We start from the raw sequence: 13,575 nt of genomic DNA on the forward strand, positions 1-13,575 counted from the left end.
AGCATCAAGGCTAACTATCGGCCATATGGAGCAAATACAAACATTAGGAGTTGGTTTTTTATAATATCCATGGAGAAGCTTAAAACATATTCGTTATTGTCCGTTGCGTTATTAATTTCTTCAGGTCCAGTGATTGCCGCTAACATTCCTGCGATAGCCAATGATTTTCCAGAGATATCGGTAACACATGTAGGATTATTAACGACCATACCTTCATTATTTGTCATTCTTGGTGTGTTAATTGCTAATCGACTTGAACTTCTTATTGGGAAGAAAGCAACTATACTAACTGGATTAGGACTTGTTCTCATTGCGGGAGTATTCCCTGCATTGTATCATGACCTTTTTTCGTTGCTGTTCATTTCTCGCTGTTTGTTTGGGTTAGGTGTAGGTTTATTTAACCGGCTCATCATTCAGATGATCAGTGATATGTATCATAAAAATCCAGGTAAACAAGCAACCGTAATTGGCTTAGAGAGTGCCTTTGAGGGATTAGGAGGCATTTGTCTAACACTACTCGTTGGTCAACTATTGAAAATGGGCTGGCACACATCATTTTATGTCTACGCCCTGGCACTTCCTATTTTCATTGCATTCCTGATTTTCGTTCCTTCTGATAAAAAAGAGCTTAATAGAAGAGAAGAGGTCACCACGAATCCAAGCCATACAAATAATAAAAAAGCCCTTCAAGTCATGGTTGGCTATGGTCTCTTATTATTTGTGATTGTAGCTATCTTCATCAATTATAATTTACAGATTACTCCTTTGATTTTAGAAAAAAATATCGGAACTGCGACAAACGGAAGCAACATGATTGCATTTATAGGTTTGGGAGCTTTTGTTGCCGGCTTTTCTTTTGGGAAAGTATACAAAACACTCGGTAACTATATCGTTCCATTATCGATTCTGTTACTTGGAAGCTCGATGTTCGTTACGACGATCTCGCAAAGTATTATTCTTACTACCGTGTGCTCAATGATCATCGGGTTTTCATTCCGCTGTATAATGCCCTATTTATTGCATACTTTTGCACAACAAATCGCCAAAATGGCAAAGCTGGGTACGACCATTGTTCTGATCGCGTATAACTTGGGAGCCACACTTTCACCGTATGAAGGAAGGTTAATTACGCAATTATTACGACTAGATACAGTGCAATCATTAGTCTCAAGTAATGCAATAATTCTATTATGGATTTCGGCAGTTAGTTTGGGAGTAGTAACCCTTCATCGCAAAAAGAAGAATATTCAACAAACATAGAAAACAGGGAACTTCATGATATGAAGTTCCCTTGTTTTAGAGTAAGTTGTATGAACCGTTTAATTAGAATTTTTGTAATACACCAAGTGATCGGTCCATTCATTATTTTCGTGTATAAACCCTTTACGTAGGCATTCGAATTCCATACCTGTATCCGAAACTTCCCCATTGAAAATCATCTCTCGCCAAGGTCGCAATATCAATCATACCCAGATGTGTACCATCTTGCTTTCTAAACACACCAAATACATAAACCGCATCGGTACGCGCTAACTCCTGGTGTCGATCTACCAGATCATGAAACCAATCCAGTGTACATTCACTCATATCCATTTTCCCTTTATCATGGCCCTGTTGGGAAGGCAAGCGGTTTTCAAACTCATTCAACCAATTTTCATAGTCGTCTTTCTGTAATGGTCGGATGACTAGCCGTTCTGTCTCCGAAATATGATCAAATTTTTCTGGTTTGACTATCAAAATGACATCTCCTCTGGATTAAATATATGCTCATGGCATAGCACTGAAATAGTCCATAACCAAGCTGCGAAACTCTAAAGCGGCTTTGGAAATATACCTGTTTTTATGCGAAAGTAAAGCGATTTTCCGAACGAGTTGGTGCTCCTCTACCTGAAGATATTTAATGCGCTCATGGGGGGTTCTGGCTGTGCTAGGTATAAACGCGAGACCGATCTCCGCCTCCACAAGGGCGGTTAATCTTGCAGGCTCATCACCTTCATATACATACTTCGGTAGGAAACCAGCGGATTGACATACGGAATCTACCATATCACGAACCCCATACCCTTGCTTCACCCCAACAAACCACTCGTCCTTAAGCTCGGATAATTGAATGCTGCTTCGGTCTGCATATCGATGACCCATAGGAACAGCGACTACAATCGGATCGTCATATAGTATCTGACATTCGATATCGTCACCTTCAATCGGAGGGGAGGAGAGACAAAAGTCCACCTCGCCCCGATGTAGAAGTCTGGACATGTTTTCTAACGAAACCATTTGCACATGGAACTGAATATCCGGTTTATTTTTTCGGAATTCCCGCAGTATGCCTGGCAAAGTACTTGCCGTAGTCACCGCCAATTGCAGTGTACCCTGATCCGGGTTGGAGAGGTCAGCGATTTCCCGCTTTCCTTGTTCCAATTCAAATAAGGCTTTTTCAGTTCGCTGAAGAAATGTTCTTCCAAAGTCGTTTAATCGCAGCTTTCTCCCGATTCGATCAAATAAAGGGACTCCCAGGTCATCCTCTAATCGTTGTATCGTTTTGCTCAGGGAGGATTGCGTGACATGCAGCTTTCCCGCAGCTTCCGTAACATGTTCGCATCGGGCCACTGTCAGGAAATATTTTAGTTGAAGAAGTTCCATTTGCACCATTCCTTCATTCCTTCTAGTTCATCAAATCATAACATATAATGCGTTGGAATAAATGAACACGTTCAAGTAAGATAACAGCAGAAGAGAGAGAGGTGCACCAATGAACGTTCGAAACAAAGGATTGATGTTAGCTGTTGGACTCGGAATCATGTTGAATCCGTTAAATTCCTCCATGATTTCTGTGGCTATTTCAAGATTACAACAAGTGTATCAACTTAATTTTACAGCCGTCTCGTGGATTATTTTATCATTTTACATTGCTAGTGCTGTCGCTCAACCCGTCATGGGCAAGTGTAGTGATTTGTTTGGCCGCAGGAAGATATTCCTCATGGGTCTTATTATTGTTTTTGTATCGTCCATGCTAGCTCCGTGGTCTCCCAGTTTTTCGTGGCTCATCGTATTCCGAATCATTCAATCAATTGGCACAAGCATGATGGTGGCTGTCGGAATGGCGATTGTCAGAATGAACGTGACTGAAAAACAAGCCTCCGCCTTGTCCACCTTGGCTATATTCCTTTCTGGAGCGGCTGCAATTGGACCTTTTATTGGTGGAGTATTGATTCATTGGTGGGACTGGCACAGCATATTCTTCGTTAATATTCCGTTTGTCTTGGTGAGTTTTTGGTTCGCCTGGAAAACAATCCCGAAGGACGAGCAATCTCCGTCTATCTCTGGTCACATGTCCATTCGGCAATGGCTTGCGTTAATTGACGCACCAGGTATCCTGATGTTTACGGTAGCTTTGGTGACTCTGCTCATCGGTTTACTTTCAGTAAATTCCACAGGAGATATTTCAACATGGCATCTGCTGACAGGGGGGATCGGGTTAATCGCATTCGTCATGTTCTTCCGACATGAATTAAAAGCAGCCACGCCTTTTATCCCTCTGCGAACGTTTGCCTCATATCCGGAGATGACTTGGGTGAATGTGCAATACATGCTGGTGAACATCCTGTTTTACGCACTTTTTTTTGGAGTTCCTACGTATTTGAAGCAGGTACGTCATCTCAACGAAGTTCATACAGGAATGAGCATGCTAGCTTTGGGGTTATGTTCAGTCATTATTGCTCCGATCGCAGGGCGCTGGATTGACAGATCAGGATCACGGCCAGCTCTGATCGTATCCGCTTCTTTAATGACATTTGGCTCTATATTAATCGTTGTTATGAATGAAACTTCTCCAATCTTCATAATCATTGTTGCCTTAGCTTTATTTGGCATAAGTAACGGCCTAAACGCGGTCGGTATGCAAGCAGCACTGTTTAAAAGCACACCCAAAGAAATGATTGGAGTCGCATCGGGTATTTTTAATACATCACGCTACCTGGGGACCATTTTATCGTCGTTATTGATTGGGATTGTCATGGGAGATACATTTAATGTGACAGGATTTCAGATGCTTGGAATCATCCTTACGGTATTAGCTGCATCACTGATCATCATGAGCGTACGTCGCGAGGCAGGTGCGGTGAGTCCGGAGAAAGTAAAATAGAAAATCTTCCGTGCAATAACACGTTTACACCCAATGAATCAATAGCTCCATTGGGTGTATTTTTTGATTTTCACCAAGTTGTCAGAAAGAGTTGATCCTTTCTTGAACGTTTAGGGTAGAAGACGTGTCTTTGATTGAATTAGGTAAAAATAAAGATATAATAATTTTGATTAATAGGTTTCGTTAGTACTTTAAGTGCATCAATATCAGATTTTAATAGGCATCCAATGATTGTTATTATCGGAGGCCTACAGGAGTAAACGCATTATAGGTGTGGCAAGATATCGTCATACCTAACTTTGTGAAATTTTTCGCAACTCTGCATTGAGCTTGGCCAAATCTGATATTGAATGTTTCTAAATTGAACAGAGTTTGAAAGGAGGCAACACAAAGAATGGCTATTGATACGGTTTTATGGAGCAGGCTAGTGACTGGTTTGACGCTCGGGTTCCACGTGATTTTTGCAACGCTTGGTGTCGGCGTACCTTTGATGATTGCTATTGCAGAGTTCATCGGCATTCGGAAGAAGGATCACCATTACATACTTATGGCAAAGAGGTGGTCCAGAGGGTTTGTCATTTCTGTAGCGGTTGGTGTCGTGACAGGCACAGCGATCTCACTACAGTTGGCCTTGGTATGGCCGAATTTTATGAAACTTGCCGGGAATGTCATTGCACTGCCACTATTTATGGAAGTATTTGCATTCTTTTTTGAAGCAATATTCCTGGGCATTTATCTGTACACGTGGGATCGGTTCAAAAATCCGTATATCCACTGGTTGCTGACTATTCCGATTGTCGCCGGGGCAGGCATGTCTGCTGTTTTTATTACAACAGTGAACGGATTCATGAACCAGCCTGAAGGTTTTGTCATGGAAGCAGGTCAATTCATGGCAGTGAACCCCGTGCAAGCGATGCTGAATACAGCGACGTTCTCCAAAGTGTTCCATGTATTAAGCTCGGCTTATCTGACAGGAGCTGCTCTGTTAGCAGGAATAGCAGCCTTTGCGATGCTGAGAAAAGGAGTGTCGGCCTACCACAAAAAAGGCTTGAATCTCATGATGGCCGTTGTGCTGGTATTCAGTTTGTTAAATTCTTTAGCTGGAGATGTGTCTGCCAAGTTTTTGGCTGAGCATCAGCCGGAGAAGCTCGCAGCTGCCGAGTGGCATTTCGAGACGGAAAGCGGCGCGGATTTGATTTTTTTGGGATGGCTGAATGCAGAACATGAAATTATAGGCGCTCTTCATTTGCCGAAACTGCTCAGTTTCCTTGCCTTTGGAGACTTTAACGCCGAGGTAACCGGGCTGAACGAATTTCCACCAGATGAACACCCGCCCTTACTTGTGCATTATTTATTTGATCTAATGGCTGGTATTGGATTCGCTCTGCTTGCTATATCAAGTCTGTACTTCCTGTTTGTATTCTGGAAGAAACGTAATCAGTTTAACAAGTGGATGCTTCGTATGGTTGCACTGAGTGCACCGCTTGCTTTTCTGGCCGTTGAGATGGGTTGGTTCTATGCAGAGATCGGGCGGCAGCCATGGATCATCCGAGGTTATATGCGGGTAGAAGAGGCCGCTACTTCTTCACCGAGTGTGAGAATTTTATTTTTCGTCTTCTTGCTTCTCTACATCCTGCTAGGCGTTATGTGTGTCGTCGTACTGAGACGGTTGTTCAATAACAATCCTGCTGAACTCGAGATGGAGAAATGGTTGAAGGAGAAGCATGATCAATCAGCCAAGAAAGGGGATCAGGCCTGATGAGTTATGAATTAATTGGTATTTCGGTACTTTGGCTGTTCTTGTACGGCTATCTTATTGTAGCTTCCATTGATTTTGGAGCAGGTTTCTTTGCCTTTTATGCACGCCTGACAAAGCAGGATCATCTGATTAATCGTCTGATCTCCCGTTATCTATCACCGGTCTGGGAGATCACCAATGTATTTTTTGTCTTTTTCTATATTGGTATCGTCGGATTTTTCCCGGACACGGCCTATTATTATGGCTCCGCGCTGCTTGTTCCAGGAAGTATTGCCGTCATTCTACTTGCCATTCGTGGGTCGTTCTATGCTTTCGAAAATTATGGTTCCAAAAAAAGTATCGTGTATTTGTTCTTATATGGAGCTACAGGGTTGCTTATTCCAGCGTCATTGTCAGTGGCACTGACCCTGTCTGAAGGTGGCTTTATTTTGAAGCAGGGAGATACCGTTTCCCTGGATTACTGGGCACTATTTACGAATCCATTATCGTGGAGCATCGTTGGACTGGCGATCGTGTCCGTATTGTTCATTAGTGGGTCATTTCTCACATTTTACGCTTCTCGCGCAGAGGACCATTCGGCATTGAAGCTGATGCGGAACTATGCTTTGTTCTGGAGCACACCGACCATTATTCTCGCGCTGACTGCATTTATATATTTGGGTCAACACAATGAGCGTCATTTTCAAAATATGATGGATTTATGGTGGCTGCTGGCGCTTTCCGTTGCGTTTTTCATGATTGCCATGTGGCTGTTATATAACGGACGCCGTTATGGTTTAGCTTTTATATGCATCATGCTGCAATTTCTCACAGCCTTTTTCGCTTACGGGATTGGGCAATATCCTTACATTCTCGATCCATACATCACCATTCAGAGTAGCGCGACACCACCAGCGATGGGTTTTGCACTCGTCGTTGTGTTTATCGGTGGTCTGTGCTTGTTAATTCCTTCTCTAATCCTGGTCTTCAAACTGTTCCTGTTTGATGCGGATTATGTGAAAGGGAAAAAATAAAGGAGGAGCGTTCAATGAAAAGGAGAGGCAAATCCAATCTGATCTCGCAGCAAATGTCTTTACAACGAAAAAACAGACTTCTCCTTGCGATCATTTCGCTGGCCCTTGGTGTAGCTATTATAAGCCAGGCCACCTTGGTGGCTGAAGCAGTCCAGCGAATCTTTGTAGAGAAAGCTTCCTTTTCATCAGTGGTCCTGTTGCTTGTCCTATTACTGGTTATTATGGCTGTACGCTCACTGTTGTCGTATGGTAATGGGAAAGTGGGCTTGCATATGGCAGCACGCGCCAAGACAAATATGCGAGCATCTGTGTTGCAGAACCTGACCCGCGCTTCCATGCCTTCAACTCTGAGTGGACAGACGGGAGGAAAGGTCAGTGTTGCTTTGGATGCTGTGGATGAGGCCGACAGTTATTTCAGTCAGTACATGCCGCGTATGATGGAAGCTGCGATGATCCCGATTCTGATTCTGGTTGTTACGTTTACGCAGCACTCTAACACAGGCTGGATTATGCTGTTTACGGCACCGTTTATCCCGCTGTTCATGATCTTGGTTGGGCTCAAGACAAAGAACAAATCAGAAGAAAAATACGCGCAACTGGCTGAGTTTTCCGGTACGTTTCTGGATTCGCTTCAAGGGCTGGTTACGTTAAAAATATTCGGACGGGCTAAACGTCAGCAGCAGGAAATTGAACGTAGCAGTCTGGGGTATCGTGATGCCACCATGGGCATTTTGAAAATTGCATTTACAAATACGTTTATGCTGGAATCAATCGTGATGTTAAGCATTGGTATTGTAGCGCTTGAACTGGCTATCCAGTTACTCGTTTTCAAATCAATGACCTTTCATACGGCCTTTCTCGTGTTGTTACTCGTCCCTGAGTTTTACAGTCTGTTGAAGAATACAGGAACGGCTTTTCACAGCGGGCGAACCAGTATGGGGGCCATTCGTAAGGTGGAACAAATGCTTGAGGAAACAAGTGTCAAGAGCACACAAACGAAGCCTGAAGAAGGACCGGATCAAAGCGAATTAACCGATGTCGATGCAATTGCAAAGACGGAAGAGCTTCGTACAGCTCGTGCCGAGTTGATTCCAATGCCACCAACCATTGAACTGAACGATGTCCGATTCCAGTACACACCTGATTCCTTTGGACTTGAGACAGGACAGATCTCGATTGGACCGGGAGAACAGATTGCTATTGTAGGCAAAAGCGGCTCAGGTAAAACCACGTTGCTTCATCTCATTGCCGGTTTACTGAAACCAGATTCGGGAGCGGTTCTGGTTAACGGAAGCCAGCTTTCGCAACATGATGAGGCTGCATGGTTTGAACGTGTTAGCTATATTACACAGCATCCGTATATTTTTGCAGGTACATTTGCCGAAAATATAGCGATTGGCGCGGGTCGGAACGTCTCCAGAGCTGAAATTGAGCAGGCGGCAGAGGAAGCAGGACTTGCTGGCGTTGTTGCTCAATTGGAGCAGGGCTTGGACACATTTGTTGGTGAAGGTGGCCGGGGGCTGTCTGGTGGGGAAAAGCAGCGACTTGCTTTGGCACGTGCTTTTCTGAAGCGACCAGCTGTTATTTTGTTCGATGAACCCACCGTTGGTCTGGATCTGCACACCGAGCGGGTACTACAACAATCCATTGCGGCATTAGCCAAAACGGCAACGATGATTACGGTGGCACACCGTTTATATACAATTCAACATGCGGACAACATTTTGTTTATGGATAGTGGGGTATTAGTGGATTCAGGACATCATGAAGCACTTCTGGCGCGCCTGCCTCAATATGCGGAGATGGTTGATGTACAACGGAAAGGAGGGTTAGCATGAATGAGCTGACGATTCTGTCAAAAGCGATGATTCAGGAGCGCAAGGATATCTTGCTTTCGATATTGGGCGGATTTATCGCCGGCATAGCAGGGGTAGCTCTCTTTTCCGCGAGTGGGTATATGATATCGCAAACGGTATTTGCGCCACCGCTGTACACCTTAATTGTACTCACCTCCATGGTCAAACTACTTGGTTTCCTTCGAGCGGCAAGTCGCTACGGGGAACGCTTGTATTCGCACAGGGCAACATTCTCCATGCTGAGCCGTTTGCGGACGTCCTTTTTTGCCAAACTGATCCCGGTAACGCCAGGTATATTGAACAAAAACCGAAGCGGGGATCTACTTGCGCGGATCGTGGGTGATGTGGAAAGCTTGCAAAATTATTTTTTGCGGGTCGCGTATCCACCCATCATGGTCGTTATGGTGTTTTTGGCTACCATGCTGTTCACTTCGGCCTTTTCGATCTGGATTGCGTGTTTGTTAGTACTAGGTATGCTGATTACGGCATTTGTTGTACCAGGTATTGTCTTGTTAGGTCAGCGAAAAATACACGGACGTGTCCGCCAGCAACGGGCCTTGCTGTCCACGGAAGTGACCGAAGTGTTGTATGGTTTCCGGGATTTGAAAGTATACGGCCAATTGGAACAGCGTGAGCAACAGCTTCAGCAGGCTTCCGCTGCATTGGCAACGGAGCAGAAACAAGCCGCTTCGCACCTGTTGCGCGGGCAGTCCATGCACGTTTTTGTGACGTATCTCGTTACATGGGGAGTGCTAGCATTCAGCGCTTTCTTAATTGTGAATGGAGCATTTGCCGGTGTATTTCTCGCCATGCTGATCCTGGCCACGCAGACCGTGTTCGAAGAAGCTGCCGCAATGGCTATATTGCCTCTATATAAGCAGGACAGCGAACACGCCGCTCAGCGACTGGCGGAAACGGTGCCAACCTCCGATGTACAACCTGTACAGCCAAGCGGTGAAATTTCAGCCGATCAGGCGGTTTCGATTGACCTATCCGGTGTTAACTTCCAATATGAAGGGGAATGGAGACCGGCGCTGAGGGAGCTATCTCTACAACTTGCAGCAGGCTCCAAAACAGCGATTGTCGGGCCGAGCGGGTCAGGCAAGTCAACGATTATTGATTTGTTACTCAAGTTGCGCGCACCAACGTCTGGCGATATACGATTAAACGATGTTTCGGTGAAGGAACTGAATGAAGAGAGCATTTGGCAAGGGACGAATGTCGTGTTGCAGCAAAGCCACTTCTTCCGGGGAACCATCCGGGACAACCTGTTGCTGAATGGAGAAGAACATTCGGATGAACAACTGTCGGCTGTGCTGGATAAAGTCCAACTGCCGAATAAGTTGTTGACCGACATGGTCTATGAAAAAGGGGAGAACCTGTCGGATGGTGAGAAGCAGCGGCTGGCTCTCGCACGGGCCATGCTGCGCAAAGGACGGTTATGGCTTCTGGACGAACCAACTTCTTCGTTGGATTACGTCACAGAGAAACATGTGCTCCAGCATCTTCTTGCACAAGCATCCGAAGATACATTTCTTCTGATCTGCCATCGGCTGACGGGATTGGAAGAGATGGATCGGATTGTGGTCATGGACCAAGGCAAGATCGTGGAATCAGGTTCTTTCCGTGAGCTGATGGAGCAAAAAGGCTATTTTTATGAAATGAAACAAATTGAACGACAAATGATTGGAGACGCCGGGGCGTGAGAATCTAGTCTATTGAGTTGATAATACTGTCGGTTGTCGTTAATGAAGAAAATTTCAATAAATCAATTTTTATAAATCTAACTAAACCCCAAAGGATGCAGTGCATATACTCCTTGGGGTTTGTTTTGATATAATAGTTTTTTTATGTCTATAAAGGAGATGGAAGATGAGAAAATATAAGTGGGACATTGTTTTTTATTTGGCCGTATTTTTATTTGTTGTGTACATGAAGATGAATGACCAATCTCTATTTTGGATACTTGGGGTCGTTCTCACCGCTACTCTGATCATGTTTACCATTCGTATTTTTTATCCTCTGGGTTGGGAAACACGCATGGAGCGCGTCGAGGCTTTTCTACGCAGACAGGAGAATACCCCAAAGCTTTATATCTATTACGCTCTTGCAAACAGACTTGATGATGAATTGGAACACACAATAGAGCGCATCAGAAATGAGGACACAAATAAAAGGACCCAAGCAGTCTATAATGCAGCCTATGGCATCTATCGCAACGACTTGGTAGCTGTTCGTACTGCGGTGCAGAATATGCGTAGATCGGATTATCGTACATATTATGAAACGTATTTGCTTATGGAAGAAGGAAGAAGTGAGCAGGCGAGGGAACACTTGAAATCCATTAACAAGGTCTGGATGAGATCTTCGCTTCTTGCAGCGATCGAACTAAAAGCGGGACAACGCGAAACTGCGATTCAGCTATTACAGGAAGCAATGCATGCTGTCAGAGGTGTCCATCGTTATATGATATTTAAGGAATCAGAGAGATACTAAACGGTGAACAACAATCTTTCTTGGCATATAGTACAACTGACACGGATAAAAGCTTGTTCCACATAGGAGCAAGCTTTTATCTTTTGTCTTAAAGGAAGGACAGGAAGGACAAGAGTATACTGAGGCGCTAAAATGTTCGGCATAGCGGAGAACACCCGAATTAAAATGCTTTCCAACCAGTTAGCCTATATGAGGAAAATCTTAAAGTCTTTTAAACGCTTTTACATAACAGCAGATGATTCAGCCGTTTTATTTTTCTTCGCAAGCGGCTTTTTCCTTAGTGTCCTATCATACAGATATGGCTTTCCGTGATATTCCCGTGCATGCTTTTGTTTCTGCTTTTTATGTATATCAACCTTGATCTCCAGATTGGCAACGTTGTTCTGGAATTCAGTAGCAATTCGTTTGCACCATTTCAATCCACTTTCTTCAGATGCACTGAAATGAACACGTAATAGATATCCGTTCACCGTTAATTCAAACTTGTATAAATTCATGATATGTATCCTTTCCAGGCGGGCATGTTATGTTACACCAAATACGATAATCTGATTATAACAGGAACGTATGTTCTGTAAAAGTGTTATTTATGATACCCGCAATTCAATAAGGTTCGCTAGACATCTTTGCAAGAGTCCGTTTAATGGTAAAATATCTAAAAATGGTTCATGTTGGGGGATACGCATGTATAAACTGATGATCGTAGATGATGAATTGCTCATGCGGGTTGGAATTCGTTCCATGCTGAATTGGGAAGAGTACAATTTCTATGTTGTTGGTGAGGCGGGAAATGGAAAAGAGGCATTAAGCCTTGCGCTTGAAGTGATGCCTGATCTAATTATTACAGATATTAAAATGCCGATTATGGATGGGCTACAGCTTATACAAGAGGCCTCCTGCGTACTGAAAACCTGTAAGTATGTCATCCTGAGTAATTTTGACGAATTTCATTATGTGAAAGAGGCGCTAAAACTTGGCGCTTCAGATTACTTGATTAAAAGTGAGATCACCGAATCCTCCATTATTGACCTCCTGAGCACTGTTGGACAGAAACTGCAAAGTGAACATGTTCACCCAACCAACACACCCTCTATAACACAGGACTATTCCAAGAGCCTAAGATATCTAAAGGATAGTTTCTTCCAAGATATTGTAAACGGTTTCATTAGTGAGGAGGATATCGTCACCAAAGCGGAAGAACTGCATTTTCGTATACGTTCGGACCAGTTGGTTGTCATGAAATTCATCGTGAACTATTACGAGGATGCAAAGCGGAAATATGTAGAGAAAGGGGAAAAGCTGCTCCGATTTTCGATTCTTAATATTATGGAAGAGATCATTCCATCGAAGTGGGAGAAAGAGATTTTTGTTGAAAGTTCCTCTGAATATTGGGTGATCGTCAATGTACTTCCTGAGAGCCAATCTGTACACGCCGACTTAAATAAACTATGTAATAAATTGCTGTCTTCGATCAAGGATTTTATGAATCTATCGCTCACGGCTGGGGTAAGTAGAATGACTTCCGGATTCCTTCACATCAGGAAGGCCTGCCAAGAGGCAGAAACGGCTCTACAACAGAGTTTCTTCACAGGAAGCAACCAGGTGTTGTATTACGATGATATGGTTCAATCCCCAGATCGACATGAAGTTAAGGGGGCTTTAAGCCCACAACAAGAACGAGATTTGTTGAAGTTATGGGTAAGCAAAGACAACAAAAAGGCGGAAGAGTTCCTTGAAGGAATCCGATCCAATCTGGAACAGCTACGAGCGGATGAGAATAGCATTCGCAAGCAATATATCATGGTAATGGAAACGATACATTCTCATCTATCCCGAGCTACGGAAAGAGGTGCACCTTCTTTAACAGAAAAATCACCCTATGAAATCGTTCTAAAGGGGGAGTATTGGGAGGATATCCACCAAGATATGCTTGCTCATATTGCGTATTACTTCCAAACCGATTCCCAAATCAAACAGGAAAGCACGTACACCGATCTCGCCACTGAATTGATCGACAAGTATTATGCGGAAGATATCTCACTGCAAAGTATCGCTAGCCAAATTAGTGTGAATCCGTCGTATCTCAGCCGTGTGTTCAAACAGGAACGAGGAGAGAACTTTATCACGTACTTGACCCGAGTTCGAATTGAACATGCCAAGGCGTATCTATTGAGTAGAGGAATGAGAGTGTATGAAATCGCAGAAAAGGTGGGCTACCATAATTACACGTACTTCAGTAAGATTTTCAAAAAATCGGTAGGTGTCACTCCTGAGGAATATCGAGAATTACAGCAGGGATGAATGTAA

At 43.8% G+C, this 13,575-nt stretch carries 10 protein-coding genes and 1 pseudogene; 8 read left to right on the forward strand and 3 right to left on the reverse strand.

Annotated features, from left to right (window positions below; all coding sequences use genetic code 11):
* Positions 1-69 precede the first annotated feature (69 nt).
* On the forward strand, positions 70-1,260 hold the full coding sequence (locus NSQ20_RS16450) for an MFS transporter (protein WP_340030332.1): 1,191 nt from the start codon (positions 70-72) through the stop codon (positions 1,258-1,260).
* A gap of 59 nt (positions 1,261-1,319) precedes the next feature.
* On the opposite strand, the pseudogene NSQ20_RS16455 reads toward NSQ20_RS16450, so the two are convergent.
* Both NSQ20_RS16455 and NSQ20_RS16460 read right to left on the reverse strand, forming a co-directional pair.
* Positions 1,320-1,737 (reverse strand): annotated as a pseudogene (locus NSQ20_RS16455) (N-acetyltransferase).
* Between the two features lie 30 nt (positions 1,738-1,767).
* Entirely contained in the window at positions 1,768-2,643 is an 876-nt protein-coding gene (locus NSQ20_RS16460; protein WP_340033034.1) for a LysR family transcriptional regulator, read from the reverse strand.
* 109 nt (positions 2,644-2,752) lie between these two features.
* On the opposite strand from NSQ20_RS16460, the gene NSQ20_RS16465 reads away from it, so the two are divergent.
* The 6 genes from NSQ20_RS16465 to NSQ20_RS16490 all read left to right on the forward strand — a co-directional run bounded on the left by NSQ20_RS16465 (position 2,753) and on the right by NSQ20_RS16490 (position 11,268).
* A complete protein-coding gene (locus NSQ20_RS16465; protein WP_340030333.1) occupies positions 2,753-4,144 on the forward strand; it encodes an MFS transporter in 1,392 nt (463 codons plus the stop codon).
* Between the two features lie 394 nt (positions 4,145-4,538).
* Positions 4,539-5,903: a cytochrome ubiquinol oxidase subunit I gene (locus NSQ20_RS16470; protein WP_036615789.1), complete on the forward strand. Its 1,365-nt coding sequence runs from the start codon at positions 4,539-4,541 to the stop codon at positions 5,901-5,903.
* Positions 5,903-6,916 (forward strand): cytochrome d ubiquinol oxidase subunit II, encoded by a 1,014-nt coding sequence (locus tag NSQ20_RS16475; RefSeq protein WP_340030335.1) that lies wholly within the window; start codon positions 5,903-5,905, stop codon positions 6,914-6,916. The genes NSQ20_RS16470 and NSQ20_RS16475 overlap by 1 nt, the downstream gene beginning before the upstream one ends.
* A gap of 14 nt (positions 6,917-6,930) precedes the next feature.
* The gene (cydD, locus tag NSQ20_RS16480; protein WP_340030336.1) at positions 6,931-8,754 is read left to right on the forward strand and encodes a thiol reductant ABC exporter subunit CydD; all 1,824 of its coding nucleotides are present in this window, start codon (positions 6,931-6,933) and stop codon (positions 8,752-8,754) included.
* A complete protein-coding gene (gene cydC / locus NSQ20_RS16485) occupies positions 8,751-10,478 on the forward strand; it encodes a thiol reductant ABC exporter subunit CydC (RefSeq protein ID WP_340030337.1) in 1,728 nt (575 codons plus the stop codon). Before cydD ends, cydC begins: the two co-directional genes overlap by 4 nt.
* A gap of 166 nt (positions 10,479-10,644) precedes the next feature.
* Positions 10,645-11,268, forward strand: coding sequence for a hypothetical protein (locus tag NSQ20_RS16490; protein ID WP_340030339.1), 624 nt, complete (start codon positions 10,645-10,647; stop codon positions 11,266-11,268).
* Between the two features lie 221 nt (positions 11,269-11,489).
* Here NSQ20_RS16490 and NSQ20_RS16495 read toward each other — a convergent pair whose 3' ends face one another.
* Positions 11,490-11,765, reverse strand: a complete 276-nt coding sequence (locus tag NSQ20_RS16495) for a hypothetical protein (protein ID WP_340030341.1) — start codon at positions 11,763-11,765, stop codon at positions 11,490-11,492.
* Between the two features lie 187 nt (positions 11,766-11,952).
* On the opposite strand from NSQ20_RS16495, the gene NSQ20_RS16500 reads away from it, so the two are divergent.
* Positions 11,953-13,569, forward strand: a complete 1,617-nt coding sequence (locus NSQ20_RS16500) for a helix-turn-helix domain-containing protein (protein ID WP_340030342.1) — start codon at positions 11,953-11,955, stop codon at positions 13,567-13,569.
* Positions 13,570-13,575 lie beyond the last annotated feature (6 nt).

It is taken from the genome of Paenibacillus sp. FSL K6-1122 (assembly GCF_037977015.1).
GTDB classification, from domain to species: domain Bacteria; phylum Bacillota; class Bacilli; order Paenibacillales; family Paenibacillaceae; genus Paenibacillus; species Paenibacillus amylolyticus.